The sequence below is a fragment of the Metabacillus sp. KH_069 genome, from assembly GCF_057838075.1.
Window position 1 is genome coordinate 139,850 of record NZ_JBYQOB010000002.1, and the last position, 16,257, is coordinate 156,106.

General features: G+C 38.5%; 14 protein-coding genes and 2 pseudogenes. 1 reads left to right on the forward strand and 15 read right to left on the reverse strand.

All coding sequences use genetic code 11. From position 1 onward, the window contains the following. Positions 1 to 20: 20 nt before the first annotated feature. Positions 21 to 254 (reverse strand): YjcQ family protein, encoded by a 234-nt coding sequence (locus AC3ISE_RS22865; RefSeq protein WP_489224468.1) that lies wholly within the window; start codon positions 252 to 254, stop codon positions 21 to 23. Between the two features lie 16 nt (positions 255 to 270). Next, the gene (locus AC3ISE_RS22870) at positions 271 to 630 is read right to left on the reverse strand and encodes a DUF2513 domain-containing protein (RefSeq protein WP_489224469.1); all 360 of its coding nucleotides are present in this window, start codon (positions 628 to 630) and stop codon (positions 271 to 273) included. A gap of 469 nt (positions 631 to 1,099) precedes the next feature. On the opposite strand from AC3ISE_RS22870, the gene AC3ISE_RS22875 reads away from it, so the two are divergent. Then, the gene (locus AC3ISE_RS22875; protein WP_489224470.1) at positions 1,100 to 1,876 is read left to right on the forward strand and encodes a hypothetical protein; all 777 of its coding nucleotides are present in this window, start codon (positions 1,100 to 1,102) and stop codon (positions 1,874 to 1,876) included. A 259-nt stretch (positions 1,877 to 2,135) separates the two neighbouring features. On the opposite strand, the gene AC3ISE_RS22880 is transcribed toward AC3ISE_RS22875, so the two are convergent. From AC3ISE_RS22880 to AC3ISE_RS22940, 13 genes and pseudogenes are all read right to left on the reverse strand, one after another. Beyond that, on the reverse strand, positions 2,136 to 2,588 hold the full coding sequence (locus AC3ISE_RS22880; protein ID WP_489224471.1) for a Rok-like winged helix domain-containing protein: 453 nt from the start codon (positions 2,586 to 2,588) through the stop codon (positions 2,136 to 2,138). Between the two features lie 99 nt (positions 2,589 to 2,687). Then, positions 2,688 to 2,982, reverse strand: a pseudogene (locus AC3ISE_RS22885) (GIY-YIG nuclease family protein). Positions 2,983 to 3,064: 82 nt separating this feature from the next. Next, a complete protein-coding gene (locus tag AC3ISE_RS22890) occupies positions 3,065 to 3,739 on the reverse strand; it encodes a hypothetical protein (RefSeq protein ID WP_489224472.1) in 675 nt (224 codons plus the stop codon). 55 nt (positions 3,740 to 3,794) lie between these two features. Then, positions 3,795 to 4,331, reverse strand: a complete 537-nt coding sequence (locus AC3ISE_RS22895) for a hypothetical protein (protein ID WP_489224473.1) — start codon at positions 4,329 to 4,331, stop codon at positions 3,795 to 3,797. Between the two features lie 13 nt (positions 4,332 to 4,344). Beyond that, positions 4,345 to 5,382: a bifunctional lytic transglycosylase/C40 family peptidase gene (locus AC3ISE_RS22900; protein ID WP_489224474.1), complete on the reverse strand. Its 1,038-nt coding sequence runs from the start codon at positions 5,380 to 5,382 to the stop codon at positions 4,345 to 4,347. A gap of 93 nt (positions 5,383 to 5,475) precedes the next feature. Further along, positions 5,476 to 7,506 carry a CD3337/EF1877 family mobilome membrane protein gene (locus AC3ISE_RS22905; RefSeq protein WP_489224475.1) on the reverse strand — a complete coding sequence of 677 codons (2,031 nt, stop codon included), beginning with the start codon at positions 7,504 to 7,506 and terminating at the stop codon, positions 5,476 to 5,478. A gap of 11 nt (positions 7,507 to 7,517) precedes the next feature. Next, positions 7,518 to 7,949, reverse strand: coding sequence for a hypothetical protein (locus AC3ISE_RS22910; protein WP_489224476.1), 432 nt, complete (start codon positions 7,947 to 7,949; stop codon positions 7,518 to 7,520). Continuing rightward, a pseudogene (locus AC3ISE_RS22915) lies at positions 7,949 to 10,399 on the reverse strand (ATP-binding protein). Before AC3ISE_RS22915 ends, AC3ISE_RS22910 begins: the two are co-directional and overlap by 1 nt. Before the next feature lie 12 nt (positions 10,400 to 10,411). Next, entirely contained in the window at positions 10,412 to 10,801 is a 390-nt protein-coding gene (locus AC3ISE_RS22920; RefSeq protein WP_489224477.1) for a TcpE family conjugal transfer membrane protein, read from the reverse strand. Then, complete coding sequence (locus AC3ISE_RS22925) at positions 10,798 to 11,028, reverse strand: TcpD family membrane protein (RefSeq protein ID WP_489224478.1); 231 nt, start codon at positions 11,026 to 11,028, stop codon at positions 10,798 to 10,800. The genes AC3ISE_RS22920 and AC3ISE_RS22925 overlap by 4 nt, the downstream gene beginning before the upstream one ends. Positions 11,029 to 11,033: 5 nt before the next feature. Continuing rightward, positions 11,034 to 12,113, reverse strand: coding sequence for a conjugal transfer protein (locus AC3ISE_RS22930; RefSeq protein ID WP_489224479.1), 1,080 nt, complete (start codon positions 12,111 to 12,113; stop codon positions 11,034 to 11,036). Continuing rightward, a complete protein-coding gene (locus tag AC3ISE_RS22935) occupies positions 12,110 to 14,080 on the reverse strand; it encodes a type IV secretion system DNA-binding domain-containing protein (RefSeq protein ID WP_489224550.1) in 1,971 nt (656 codons plus the stop codon). Before AC3ISE_RS22935 ends, AC3ISE_RS22930 begins: the two co-directional genes overlap by 4 nt. Then, positions 14,046 to 14,837, reverse strand: a complete 792-nt coding sequence (locus AC3ISE_RS22940) for a hypothetical protein (RefSeq protein ID WP_489224480.1) — start codon at positions 14,835 to 14,837, stop codon at positions 14,046 to 14,048. The genes AC3ISE_RS22935 and AC3ISE_RS22940 overlap by 35 nt, the downstream gene beginning before the upstream one ends. Positions 14,838 to 16,257 lie beyond the last annotated feature (1,420 nt).

Here is a 16,257-nt window from a genome sequence, read left to right on the forward strand (position 1 = left end):
TACAAACTTTAGAAAACAGCCTATTTTCCTAAAAGATACTTTTCGCCTTTTTCCGTTAGGACCGGTCCTGTCTTGAGGATATGTGGTCGATCATCAGCATAGAGAATCCCTTTTAAGAAGTTTTCCCTTGTTAAAAACCTAACGGCATCATCAAATTCCTCTGGAGTAACCATAGGAAAGTCATTGTCAGTTAATGGTGTATTACCATTAGATATTTTCTGAAGAATTGTGTATCTTAGTTTTTCTTTATTCATTTACCAACACTCCTTTTCAACCTAAAAACATTTTTGATGTTATTTGTACGGCAAGATCCTTTAAAACTTCAAACGGTATACCTGATCCCTTTTCTTTAACAACTGTTTTTACTTCACCCCATACGTTATCATCTCTGACTGAATCTAAAAATTCATGCCCCTTCCAAGTGAGCCTTCTCACAAGAAATTCGGCGCCATCAAACGAACTCACATCTATAGCATCAATTAACCCTGCTTCAACAAGTAGTTTTAAGTGATATACGATTGTTTGATGTTCTTGACCTTCGATTTCAATATCAATTGTCCCTAATACATCCGTTGATTTAGCTTCAATCTGAATAAGTATTTCTCTTATCAAATCCATATTTCTAACCATCAGCAAATCCCCTTTCATCTCTACACTTCAACAAAATAAGAAATTTCCCTCTTTTTTACAAACTCAATACATAATGTTCATTATGTAAAAAGAATCAGCTAATTTTCAGGGAAACTGAAAAAGTCCTTTTAAAATATTAATTCAAAATGGCTAAATGGGTTTTATCAAAGGCGTTTTAGTTGCCTTCAAGAGATGAACTGATTGTAGCATTTAATGATGCGAGGACTATTGTCAAGACTAATACGTTGCGCTAGAGAGCCAAATAAACACCCCTGTCAACGACTAATTCATCTACTTTCCTGACTATGCCTGTACTTTTCATAAGATTCACCTTCATTTTCATGGTTTTTGTTTCAATTTCTAATACTGCTAAGTATCATTATTCATAAAATTCCCAAAACAAAAATAAAAAGCTTAAACATTCTTATGCTATAATGTGGTAAAAAATTTAATATTATGAGAGGGAAATATGAGATACAAAATTGATTTCGGCCTAGCTTTTGCAATATGTATATTAATCATGATATTAGGTCAGGTTTGGACTTATCTTGGGGAACTTCCGGAAGCATTTACTTATGGAAGTATTGTTTATAAAGTGGTTGCCACACTATTTTTCATTTTAACAAACCTATCCATCGGTACAGCAGCAGCTATCGTATTTTATTTCATGCAACAGTTTATCGAAAAAAAGAAAACCTTTGAAATTTATGCGGACCTTCGAGCTGATTCATATCGATTACTTTACATTAATATGATGATCCTTAGAGATATACACGGGTTTGAGGAATTGAAAACAGATGAACGAAGATATGCAGATTTTTTCTATACATTAGACGTACCTCTACTTTTCGAAAGTTATAGAAACGTTCAAGAGGAAGAGTTTAAAAATAATCTTAAAGAATATTTTTTAAATACACCGAAAGAAAGATTACAAAAAATTATGGTGGGGTTTGAAAAGACAATTCAATCCTTAGAGACTAAGAAGGATAAAAGATACTTTAAGGGTAGTAAAGACTTAATTGAATCTGTAACTGCAAGTTTTCAAGATGATGGAGAATTTGCGATAAGTTTTGAGTGGATTATAAATGAAAAAAGTGATAAAAAGAAAGAAAATTATGTAGAAGCAACGGTTAATGATTATTTGGATGTTTTACAATCAAGTATTGAACTTTATAAAGAAGTACAAGAATTTATTAATTGTATAGAAAAGAAGAAAATAATCAAATTTATGCGAATGCTTGATTAAAATAAGATTGCCCCTCCAGTTAATAATCTAGAGTTTTTTTTTTGTTTCAGAAAGGTACAGTCTATTGAGACATATTCAAAGTACCTCTAAGGTAGGATTTATAATGTCTCATAAGACTTGTATCAAAATGCTTATCGTTGTAAATCCGCAGTTCCTGGCCATACCCCTTATTAACAAAAAAACAGTTATTGTGCAGCTAGACCTTCGTTAAGAACAAAATCGATTCCATCATCCTTTAAATCAAATCTAAATAAAAAAATCATGTTAACGTTTGTGGTACTGAATTATTTTCATTAGATGGTAAAGATTGTCCTTCATAAATATACTGACCCCTATATGGTTTTTTCACATTGGAATCAATCGTCATGACCCGATTCATAAATTGAGTAACATTCCCAACGCTTTTACCTGTTTTCTGCTCAACAGTGGTCGCTATTTCCTTCCCACTAATCGCAGCAGAATGATCTTTTAATACCTTGATCGCTTCTTTCGTAAGGGTAGAATGTCCGCGTTTATTTTCCCCTTTTTTAGAAGTGTTTTTGTAGATTGCTTCTGATTTTATTGTTTCTGGGGTGGTGTCTGTCTCCTCGTCCAACTCTCTTATTCTATTCAAAATTTGACTTCTTTCCTTTTGGAATTCCTGAATAATCCTTATTTCCAAATCTTGAATCTGTTCTAATCTCATTTTTATTGCTGCTCTTTCATCAAACATAAATTTCCCCCATTAAAGTTGTTTTTTACTAATTTCTATAAAAGAATATAGACTCCTGTAAAATATTCAAATATGATCGTCACTAAAAATAGCTTTTTCTTATCTGATATTGCTGATTTTTAATTTTGGGAATTGATTATATCCAACAAAGGGATCATTTGAATTGTACTCCCTAATAAACTCTATCTCTTTGGCATTAACCTCTTAAACTGTAGCACTTTCACTTTCCCAGAGTATTTCCTTTCGAATGGTGAAATCTCTTCGTTCTTCTCTTGTGAAATAATTGACCAATCAACTTATCACTTGCACTTCCGAAATAATTGATACTGTCTGTTAAATCTTTACCTATATATATTTTTCCATTTGGATAAGTAATTTTATAAATAACTTTGATAATTTCCAAACCCCTTCATAAGTATGTAACGCATTTTATTTTATTTATTGCATATTTGTTAAACTCAGCTATAAGTACAAAATTAATATCCTAGTTTCAAAGATTTAAATTTCTTTATTGACTCTTCTGCTTTTACGTAATTTAAGATCTGAGGAATTTCTAGTTTTGACGTATATTGAAGCGTTTTTGTTCGGGTAGTTTGTATATGATTTTGAACCTTCTTTTCTCCTACGTTCAATTGTTCAAAAAGAAAATGACTTATATGACTTAATACATCTGCTGTTCCATGGATCCTAAGACGTGGACGGGTATATTTTTTAGCAGTACTGTAGGATGTATCTAATGAATGATGCAACTTAATGTACATTTTAACGAACACTTCTTCATCAAAACTCCCTTTTGGATATGGTTTATCTTCATTGTTACTCCCTACCCATCCCATACTTTTAATTTTTAGAACAAAAGGATGTAAATGATGCATACCACATACCCACTGTGTATAAGGTTTTGCTTTATCCTTGCATTCATAAGGGTGTAAAGGTCGTGTTTTTCTTACTAGCTGAGAAAACCGTTCTACCACAATACGATCCGCATTACGAATGACAAACGAATCAGTCAAATGAGAGCCAAACCCCCATACAATAGCTAAAGCTTCTGCAAAATCTTTTGATTGAAAAAAGTCATCAAACCACTCGATATCCACTTCATTCAAATTGAATTTTCGGGGATTATTTGTAGGAGTAAAAGGAAGCTCCATAGTTACACCTCATTTGAATTATTTTAAAAGAATATCTTCATATCACCCAAAAGCGTTAGATAGATCTTCCTGTTAGTTCACCAACAAACTCCACATCATCAATCTTCCATCCCTGCCCTTTCACATAGATCAAGGACGTTTTGACTATCACCGTTTCCGTGCTGGACACATTATTATACTTTGTCGAGAGCTTAAACTCATTAAAGAACTCAGCTTCCGTTTTCGATAACTGATACTCAAAGGGTTTCAACCCTACCATAGACGACTTTACCGACTCTTCTGAATCCGGTGGTTTCGTTCCTGAAGGATGGGTTGCTTTAAATCCTTGATCGGTCATGAGGGGTTCTATTTTTTTATAGCGTTCAGCTGTGGTTTCGTAGGTGAAAAAGGCTTCAAGGAACTCACGGTTTGTATTTAGAGCTTCGGTTTGTTGAACAGAGGATAACGATTGTATCTGTGCTTCATAATTACTCTGATTTCCTCTTACTTCCTGCAGCTGTGATCGCAAGCTAAAGACATACATGATGATAATTACCGCTGCAATAAATCCGCCCATTAAGAGGATGTAATTTTTCTTTTGGTTTGGTTCCATGATTTCACCTCCATTACTGAACCCTTCTAAATCCTAAGAATGGATATAAGCTTTTCCATTCTTGAACGGACGAGTAAGACGTGCCGTTGCTGCCATTCGCATTGATAAATTGACCGTCCCCCACATACATACCAACATGTGAAGCTCCTGGCTTGTAGGTAGAGAAAAAGACTAGATCTCCTGGTTTAATTTGATCTTCAGGAACAGGAACGGTTTTGTCATATTGAGATTGAGCTGTTCCGTACATGTCGACCCCAACTTGTGCAAAGGCGTACTCAAGCAACCCTGAACAATCAAAGCCTCCTGCAGCTGGTGTTCTGCCACCCCATACATATGGGCGGCCAAGAAAAGGTTTCATGATGTTGTGAACTTCTTCCACATCAAATGTTTGAGATCCATCTCGTGCGACGACCTTACCGCCATCTCCTCCCTCATAGTAACGAAGAACATGTTCAACATAATCCGTGTCACCGTATCGGGACCAACCCATTTTAGATGCCATCATAGAGCTAAACTGAATCGCTACTTCTTTCGAATAGCCTCCACGCTCTAATGCGAATCCAATAAATCCATTGCCAAAGTTATATGACTGCAAAGCTAAGTTAACATCACCTTTAGCTTGTTTCATCACGTCCGCAAAGTATTTCACACCAATTTGAATGGAGTATTCAGGGTCCGTAATCGCCCCAGGTGAAAGTCCGATTGATTCAGAAGATTGCATAACGTCTAAATGCCTCCCACCTGATTCTTGTTGAATAAGAGCCATAATAAGCCCCACGTATTCACCGATCCCGTTTTCCTCTGCATATTTGTGTATGAGGGGCTCATACCTGAGGACTTCAGCAGACACTTTCGCTGTGCCTCCGGCTCCTTCTCCTGATAGTCCAGATTCAAATTGATTCTCACCACCCAAGCTGATAGAAACAAATAATGCGATTCCGAATATAGATGTGAGAAGAAGAAGGATACCTGCAATGATCCATGTAAGAGGGTTTTTAAGAACGGCAATGGTGCCAGCAACTTTTGCACCTTTCTTCAACACGCCTTGCATAAAATCTCCTTTCCAAAAGCCGTTCGGACGCAACAACCAAGGGATTGTTCACTAAACCAATATAAAATTGCGTCAGAATGCTTTTCTCCAACATCATTTTCTTCGTTTGGATTCCTTTGCTTTTGGTTGCCTGCTTTCTGATCTCTTGACCGTTTCAGGAGATGGATTTGCATTTCTTTTTTTGATCTGCTGGTCAGCTTCCCATTGAGTAATGTGTTTGTCTGATTCTCTTGAAGCTGCTGCCTCATGGTGACTTTCCATTCGCACTGACGGTTTCCGATGCTGGGAAGGTTGATGAGGACTTGTTCCTGATGTTCGTTGAGTAGAAGGTTTGACCTCTTCTTTTTTTTGACCTTGTGACTGTTTCGTTGAACCAGGGTTGCGCGCTTCCGAAACAGGTCCGTTCGAATGAGTATTTCGAGCAGCTTTGCTTGCTGGGTTCCCTTTTCCAGTCCCTTCACCTTTACCACTTTTGTAATCATCAAGGTTCACCACAGCTGATCGCGCGTCTCGTGAAGCTGATCGGGTGATGGCTGTTCCTGCTGAGAGTGCTGCAGCTGAGTTTTTTGGACCGTTTCCATTTGCTTGTTGTTCTTGATTGGTTCTTGCTCCCTGCTTTTGAGGATTATCTCCGACTGCTTTTCGGTGTTGGGATCGTTCACCACTAGCTACCGCACCATTTGTAGACGTTTTTCGTCTTGCTCCGCCTTCACCTGACTGAAATTCTTCTTGACGCTTTTTATTTTTGTGGCTTCTGTAGGCTTGACCAACCATTCGTTTAGCACCTTTAAACCCTTTTTCACCTGCGTCACTCATTCTGTCAAATGAGGTTGTTGTCGCTCTCTCAACCACTTGCTGACCTTGAATCATACCTGCTGACGCAACCTCAAATATTTCCGAACGATATTTGAACAAGCCCCATATGGTGATACAGATCAGGAAAACCACAAAGGCATACCCTTCTACGCCATTCGTAACTTTAACGGATTCATAAAGAAGAGTGACCAGTCCTGTAATAACCGCAATTAAGAGGACAAGGCCTGCTTTCATCAGCAGCACGCCCACAAGCTTTTTCCCATGATTCAATGCGCTTTCGCTGTAAGCTGGGATAAGAGAAAGGACAAGTGGAATGGCTGTGAAAATGACTAATGCCAAAAACCATACTTGAAGCAAGAACTTAAAGATTCCTAATAACAAAACAGGAATGGATAGAGCAATCGTTGAAATGATTGTGATGATGAGATAGCCAAACCGTTCTCCACTAAACTCCGGTGACATTTGTTTATTATCAAAGTTAGATACTTCATCATTTACAATCCTTTTTCTTTGTTCCTTTCCCTCTTCTGAATAGGGTTTAATGTTTAATAAATTATCTACTCTATTTGGATCATCTTTTACAATCTCTGATTCTTTTGTTGATCCATAATTTAAAAGTAAATACGGCCGTTTGACCATTAAGTTAAACAATTGATTTTCTAAAACGGCAATACCTTCATTTGGGTCATACGCTGCGTTGCTGTCAAATTCGTCAGAGCTAACCAGAACATTGGCCGAGCTGGCAATACCTTCGAGTTCCGCCCCTCGGTCATTAAGCCATTTGATGTTTCCTGTCGCATCAGAATAGAACCAAAAGGTGAGAACCATGATCGCCAATGCGCCAATGATGGCTTTGACCGCATGTCCGACCTGCTGATTGACAAAATAACGCCATGCAGCTGCTCCGCCCACAAAGATGATAAACAAAGACAGGAATGTACCAGACATAATTTCATAGATTCGTTCACTCATGATACCGGCTTCACTGGCTATGCTGCTGATTAAATCAAAGGACATAAGTTGATTGGTCGAATAAAGGGTGAAGCTGGCAAGCGTTTTATTAAATCCCCACATCCCCTGATTAATGGCATGTAAGGCACTATCTGCCGCATCTTTTAATCCATCTCCAATACTCGCTTCCATTTTGTAATGATCAAGAGGATATTCTTTGCTTTCAAGTGTCACACGGCCAACGGTTTCCTCTTTTTTCTGAACAGTCGGGGAAGAATCTTCGGCCATTGTCGCTGCTGGCATTAGAAGAAACATCAACGTGATACATAAACTGATGCCCCGTTTTAGGAAGTTCATCCAATCCCTCCTTATTCGCAATGAATACAAGCTTCCTGTTCAAACTTCTCTTTGACATTCTCCCGGTCGATATCCAAACTTTTACTCGTATCTACTTTCCACATATCTGCTTTTTGACGAAGAACTATATTATCTTTAACAGAATTATCACCATTAGGGTTCTTAAAATCAGCGAAAACATAATAGTATTTCGATTCTTTGTCATAGTAAATTTCAAAACGAATATCCTCATACTTCAAACCTGAATCAATTTTCTTAGCTGTTTTATGAATTTCATAAGATCCCTTATCAAAAATAAATTCTTGCTCTTTCTCATAATCCCGATCAAAGTTTGCCTTTTCCCATCCATATGCAATTTTTGCAATGTCTTCAGATGAAGCTCCTTGATTGCACCCGGCTAAAAGTGCAATCAAAGCAATAAATGAGAATAATACTTTTTTCATCAAATGAACGCCTCCTCGGTTTCTGCTCTTCCACGATCGTTTTCTTTTGTGTTGAAGGCTTGGATCCATTCATCAAATAACACATCCGTTTGAATCTTGGCGGTACGACCGTACATATCTTCCACGATACACTGACCTTCTGTCAGGTTCTTCAGCATATCTCGGTTCGCTTTGTTGTCCTCCATGCCAAGAAATTCAATGATGTTCCCTGCTTCTTCCGTTGTCTTTGCTTTGAAGGCAAACTTCGTGCCGATATTCTCTTTAATCTGCGGCTTGTTATATTCATAAGTGGACTGTGTGATGATATAAACGGCTGAACGTAAGGAACGGCCTGTACGAAGCAATTCATTGATCAGACGATCACCAGCACCCGTATTCATCAGCATCCATGCTTCTTCAAAGATGGTCATCTTGACCACCGAATCATCCCGAGCGAATTTGGTGGCGAATTTCGCCAACGGCTGCATCAAAGCAACCGCAATATGCTCATCTCGTGTAGAAGCTTTTTCGCCTTCATCTGGAAGGTTCAAGTTTTGAATCTGCAGGATATTGACTTGTTCATGTAGGCTGATCCCTTCCACGTTCCCATCTGAAAACATCAGCTTCGCAACCCCATTGGTCCCAATCTCATAAAGTAGGTCTCCAACATTTCGGACGTCCTGATCATCAGACTCTTGCAAATAGCGAACAACTTTTAAAAGACCTGGCTTCTTTTCCTGCCCAATCACATGCCGGACACCTTTATAAATGGCCGTTTTGACATTCCGTTCATTCGACTGAAGCTCTGATAAATACTCTAAAACACCGACGGCTGCGTCTTGTCCCTCTTCCCCCTCAAGAAACGTGAGAGGATCGAGCTTACCTGCGTCCTTCTTTTCACTCGATAGAGTGATATAGTTAAAGCTTTCAATTAAATCTTTGAAGAATGGAGCTGTACGCTCCATTTAAGGCGTAAGCGCTTGTTTGAATTTCTTCTCTACTTCATTTTTCGGATCCGTCATCAGGACCTTGGCGCCGAAAAAGACGCCATTCAGTAAGATGTCTTTTAATAAATACGATTTCCCCATGCCTGTTGGTCCTGAAATCGTGACATGCGGGGAAGAATACCTGGAACCTTTCAAGCCCAAATGAGCGAGAAAGGGGTGATAGAAAACAAGAGATTGGGAGCTTTCAACGCTTTCCCCTGCGTGTGATATGTTTTTGCCAAGATAGAAACCGACCGTATTGCCAATTTTCCGGGTGAGAGAGAAAAGGGATTCCCCAAAGGATTCAGGAGTCAGGATTTGTTCCCAATCCTCAGCGACAATTTTGGCTGCTGGCAGCGATTGATGGAATAAAAGGAGTTGGTCGGCTAATGGCTGCACAAGTTCTATTTGCTGATCCTTAAAGTCGATTTTGAGCCTTCTGGCTCTTTTTCGGACTTCTTCTTTTGTTTGGCCGTAGACAACGAAGTTGATGTGAGTTCTAAGGAGTGGTTTGCCTTGATTTTTGATTTGATTTTCTAAATCATGCAGGAGCTCTCGTCCTGTATTAATTAAGCTGTCGTCATCTTCGTTTGCTTCGACTAATTGAGCGTCTTGGTCACGAAAACGCTTTTTAATGGTATTGGTATGGTTTTCATCATCCTTTTTCGTCTTATAGATTGTCCTCATGTTTACTTCTACTGGAAACTGGTAGGACTGAAAGAAATAGGCCCATTCCTTATAACTTAAATCAATGGGAAACTCTGAAACTGGAAGAAACGCACACCAGGATTCATCATCTAATTGTTTAATGTGCACATAACCAGCTTTCCCTGGATCGAGGATCCCTTCTGTCAGATGATAAACACTTCCCTCACCAATAGGTTGATTCTGCCCTCTAACAAACTGATGACGGATGAGATAGCGCAGTTCTTTCTCTTTCACACGGTAAGCACCTAAATGATTTGTAAGTGTCGCATAGGCATCTTCTTCTGATTCTTCAAAGAGCCTAACGGTTAAATCATCCACTTCATGCCCTCCGAAACCCGCAAGCTTTTGCAAATAACGGTTCATGCTTTTAAAAGATGAAGAAAACGTGCGCAAGATCGTTTCATCAAGCTCACGGCGCTTCAATTTCACGCCAACAAAGAATTTGTATTCAACGATATGTTTTGCTTCTTCCCTCAAAATCTCTTTTGCACGTTCAGCATAATAACGACCCGTTTCAGCATATTTGCCTTCATACTGAGCTTGAAGGCTATCCATCCGCTTATTGATATCTACAGGAATCGGCACAATTTTATAATCAATTTCTTCAAAGGCTGCGAGTTGCCACGCCAGCCTTTGAAGCCGGTTCACGAGATGATTTTCGGCTTCTTGTTCATTTACGCCTACGGTGTTTTCATGTAAGCGATAGTATGACCAAGCTTCCATTTCATGCGTGTAGATGACATTGTCTTTAAACGATTGAATCGGAAATTGGATCATGGTAACACCACCTTATTGGAATCGCTCATACGACTGCGCTTTCTTCATTTGTGGCTGGTAAACTGGTTTATGGCTGCTGTAGGAATAGCGTTTTGTGAATAGATACCGGAAGTAGCCTAAAAAGAATCGGTCCAATCGCTTCCCATCCAGCCGGCTCTTGCAGATGGCTCCGGCAATTAGCCACGGCAGCACGGCATAAAAGGCCAGTTGCAGTGTGGTAGGGAGAATATGATTGATGCTTTCTCTAAACAGCAAGAGAAATCCAAAAATCAAGATGGCGACAAGTATTTGCCTGATTTCAATCCCTTTGGAAAAGACAAGAGATTTCTCGCCTTTCCCAAGCTTCCAAATCTTTAAAGGATACTTAAAAAATTTGCGATAGCTGTATGCTTCTGACCTCAATTCAAACCACCACTTTTAACTTGGCTCCAAAGAGCATTTGCCAAGCTTTCAAATTCACCTGGATTTGACACAATCACATAGCATACGACCGCAAAAATGAAGCTTGAGAAAAACATGCCCCAGCGCTGTGAAATGAACGCTCGAACCACCATCACAATCATGACAATGAACAAAACCGCTGCGACTTGGGATGAGAAATACTCCGTTAGACCTGTAATATCCGGCATGTGAATCATCCTCCTAAAGTGTGTTTGAATTCTTGAACATAAAATTTATTGTTCTCTTTGCTCACAACAAGGGTAAACGGGTGTTTGGTTTGCAGTCCCGTATTCGCCTCCTGTAAGAGCACAAGGGTCTTCACAATGTACTGCCCTTCCTTCTCTCCGTCGTAAACCACAAAGTCTTCAAGTCCCTTATACTCATAAAGGTCTTTTAATGATTCGGGATTTTCCATGAGATAGGACATTTCCTCAACGGAGTTCGTCGTATACGAGGTGAAGAATTGAGTAGCAAATTGCTTCATCTCATCTTCCACTTTTACATTTTTATTGGATGAATCTGTTTGATCTTGGATGGCTGCTATTCGCGTATTGCTCGGAAGAGCCTGATAGTAAGGCTGTTCAACGACGTTGAATGAATTCCCGTCCGTCCCCAGCCGTACGACAATCATTTGCTTTTTTGTTCCTAATGATTCATCGACCATGTTGGCTTTTTCCTCTTTCACAACCTCTTCTTTTCCATCTTTGGTCTTGCTTTTCACTTCCACTTGTTCTTTTTTCTCTACGACGCTGAAAAGCTCATATTCGATTGCGTAGACATAACTGGCCGCATCTTCGCTCACATTCTTCACATCATATAAACTAGCATTCTTCAAAACTCGTTTCCCTTGAAATTCTGTAAGGTTCTCTAGTTCCCCAACCTTTAATCCTTCAGCCAAGTAGCCTTGAAGGAGTTCAGCTCGTTCTTCCCGTTCTTTTTCATCATTGGATACATTGATATACGTATCAATGAAGGTCCCGGCATACGTTTCACCAGCTGGGGAATTCGCAAAACCCACTTCGTTTAGGCTGGCGATTTGTGCGGATGCTTGATCTTGATAGCCGTTTACTTTCTCATTCAAAAACCCTGTTCGTGCCCATGATTGAAAAGAGAAAAAGATGACCGCAACCAATACTCCCCAAAACACGACGGTAAAGGCCAGTCGGCCATTAAATCGAGAAGACTTCAAGCGCCTTTGATCTTTTAAGACTTTTTTTCTGCCTTGATCTGCATTCTTTAAGAGACCGCCCTTCAGCTTGCCGAAAAAGCTCATTTAATCCCTCCTAAGTCTAGTGCGTTTCGCACATACACACGACTAAAATACGTATCACTGCCTTCTACCTCAACCATCTTTCGATTGATAAAAATTTCACCTATCTGCAGATTTTTAATGTCACTTGGATTCGCTTTAAACCGTTCCACATCTCGAACGGTTCCCATATCAGCTTCATAACGGATATGAGGGTATTTCTTTTGTATTTGCTGCGTGATTTCCCGATCAGAGTAGGTTCCGAAAACTTGAGCGATTCTCTCCGCATCCTTTGAGGAATTCACACGGCCAGTCGCGATAATGTTGCAGTTCGAGATGATTTGCTCGGTCATAATCGGATCAACAGCATCAATATCAGAGAGCGTTTGAGTTGAAATAATACACTCAAATCCTGCTGAACGGGATTTATTAACGATATCCACGATTCTGCGATCTCCATAAGCAGAAAATTCGTCATATACTCCAAAAATAGATTTGCGTCCCTTTGTCTGTCTGTAAGCTACCAGACTATTAACATCCAGGATTATCATTTTCCCAATTTTGCGAATATAATCGGCATAGCGACTTCCTGAAATACTGAATATCACCACATCATTGTGTTCCGTAATTATTTGGAGGTCAATGCCATTCTCGCTTTCTGCAAACAGATGGCCTAAGTCGGATTCCATCAGCTCACCCAGCTGCATTTTCAGACGGGTAAGGCATCCTTCAACAAGATCTTCAGGAAATTCCTCGTCTAAAATAGTCTTTATGCGCTGCATGCCTTCTTGAAGCTTTGTTATGGAGCGTTTCCGCTTCGCTAAGACTGTTTTCTTGACCGTTTCAGTCTTAGGCTCTGTTGAAGCAATAAAATGGCTTAAATCGTCATCCTGGCAAGCTGAAGACTGTCTGGCAACGACCTCTTCCTCAATCTCGACTTCGATCTCTTCTTCAATTTCTTCCTGTATGCTGTGTTCCTTAAAAAACTCATTCATATATTTCACATTGGTCAATTTTGCGATTGTTTGGATGTCTCGCGGAACTCTGGCTTCATCAATTAGTTTGACTGCCAGCTGTAAGAAACGAGATGCGATATCGGTGTAATAAGCGCCGTCTCCTTCTGTTGAAAAGGAAAAGAGCGACATCAGTTTATCTCTTGTTTCAGTTGGAGTTCCATTCTTGATGGGGTTATAAGTGAGGTGATCCATTTCAGAAAATAGGTAAACGCGCTTGCCGTATGCTTCGCATAAGGCTTTAAATTCAAGCATCGACTTTCGTTCACCTTTTCCGTCAACAAAGATAATCGGTTTATCTTGCTGCAGTGCGGATTCCATTAATGAGGCGATTAAGGTGGTTTTTCCTGTACCCGTACCACCTGTTGCAAGCATGTGATAATTTAACTCTCTGGATTCAAGTGCGACACGCTCTTTATAATCGGTATATCCGACAAAAACTTCTTTTGAAGGTTTTTCTCTATATTTCTGCTGCTTTTTTGAAAGATATTTCACCCTGTTTTTGCGAAACGATTTATATCTCTGCTCGGCCTTTTCTTTTTGCACCTTATCAGATTTGGTGGTCACTCTTTTTTTCCAAAAAAACTTGGCAAAGATATAGAATCCAAATGAAAAGAGTAATGCTAATCCTCCCAGAACGGCATAAGAAGAACTGGTTACCGGAATCGCCTCTCCTTCATTCAAGAAACGATCAGCGCCCGTTGATAGATACGGCATATTCATTTCTGAGATTAATCCAAAATAAGTAAGGAGATTTCCTGATTGAAATTGCCATATAAGAATCAAAAATCCTATTCCGAATGCCAAATAAGAAATCCAATCCCTTTTAAACAGATGGAAAATCGCAAAAATCAGCATTCCGAGTAATGCCGGAAGAAAGAAGATAATCCCAATCATTCCTATCAAACCATAAATAACAAGGTCGCCAATCATCCGGTCCGTTTCAGTCTGTTGCGTTTGCTCCTGGCGTTTCGCCATTGGATCCACTCGGCATCACCTCTTCCCAGCGTTCTTCTAGAATCACCGAAGGTATTTTCCGTACTGAAATTTTACTGGCATTAATTAATCGCTGCTTAGCATCATTGATGACATTATGAATTTTTACATCATCCGCAAAATAGATAACCTGATCGTAGGAATAAGGTTGATCTTCCAGCCGTTCTTTTGAAAGAAATTCTTCAAACAGCTTAAACTTTTCATCATAACGTTTTCTTTCTTTTTTATTCAGCTCAAGCTCTACCCAAGTTGTTGTCACTTTCCCCTCAGCGTTTTTGAAAAAGAAAACAGCATCAGGTATTCGGTCTCGTTTTGCGTTGTAGATTTTTAATTTGCTTTTATTGTCACCCTCACCAATCATGGAATGCCGAATTTCTCTTTCTGTCCGATACTTAAATTCAACACCCTGTTTTTCTGCCTGAAACTCGTAAAAAAGAACCAAATCGTTTAAAAGAAGATCATGCTGCATCGTATAAATGGACGCTTTTGTTGGAACTGTCACTTGAACGTTTGTTAATTTCCTGGCATCAGTCGTACCTAGGTAAACACCCACTTTATGAGCAATTTGTTCATGCCTCACAAAATTTTTTCCCTCTAATTTTCTAAGTCGCCGATAAACCCGGTGAATATTAGGTTCTCTGAATTTCAGCAGAATCTGCTTGGCTGTAACCATTCCATTTCTCAAAATAAATGTAAGATACTCCAAATCTTTTTCTTTTAACGAAGTATACTTCAACATTGAATCCATCATCCTTTTCTAGCAAATATAGGAACCACTCTCCCTTTTAGCAGTTTACCAAAAAAGAAACTTATTGCATAAACTAATAGCATCGTTAATAAATACAGACCGAATTGTAAGATTTTTACCGTTAGCCATAAAACGACAGCATAAACTAAAACCAGAACTCTAACATAAGAAGTTAACCATTTATTTACCAGAACACTGATCACCTCCTTTTGTATCTTTAATGATTCGACATAAAAATAAATATACGAAAATACTTAATTAATACTCTCCTAAAACATATTTGAATTTACTCTTTCCTCTTACTTTCTTGAACTCTTTTTCTTTGCTCTTTTTTTCACTTGAACTTTCTCAGATCTTGAACTCTTTTTTCCTAGAACCTATCTATTTATCCTGACCTTTATCCCGTAAACTACCTCATATACTTTCTCTCTAACTCCATACTGCCTCTCGACTAATCCCACTCATACATTAGATTGGCTCCGACTTTATCTTGTAGCAGAAGACCTCGGCTATGTTTACGTAGTATGGGCGAGGTCTTCTGCTAATGTAGCAAGTAAGAGGAGCCAAAAACCCTTTAACAGTGGGGTTAACGCTAATTATAAACCGCAAATGAAAGGTAAATTGATCTCCTTTATATTTGCGTATTCAAATCTATCTGATTAGCAGAATAATAAATTTATTCCAGTTTACTATACGTACATCTGTTTGGCAATGTAATCCAAGGGAAATAAACCCAATTCCCTATAAAGGGTCGTTTTTAAAATTATGTATCTAAACTGTTAGTCCAGCTCACTTTATAGCATAAATTATCTTTTTAAATGGGATTTTTGATTCATATCTTTAAAATTATGAATATATTTATAACAAACAAATACTTCTTCTTGTTTACTTGTTTTAATACTTGTTTTATATTTTGTTTTTAATGTTTTAATGTTTTAGTGTTTTCAGTGTTGAAAAACGTAAATATATCAATGGTTTTGGCGCATTATGTATCACTAATTTTGCGCTAACAATCACTAATTTTGCGTGTAGTATCACTAATTTTGCGTTATCCATCACTAATTTTGCGAATAACAATCACTAATTTTGCTAGGAAGTATCACTAATTTTGCACGAACTATCACCTTTTTTGCTAATGATGAAGTTTAAGCCTTAAATATCACTAATTTTGCTAATGATTGAAATCTAAGTCATTAAGTATCACTAATTTTGCGTTAGAATAATAAAAATCCTTCTCTTTTCTTCTTTTCTGTATCTACAAACACCAATTTTGCGTCATATACTTCTGTAACTATCACTAATTTTGCTAGTTTTTTTTAAGAATAAGTAAATAATGGACTTTATTCTATTATTTACTTACTATCACCTCTGTGTTAAATTAGTGATAGTTAGGCGGTTTAGGAGGTAATTT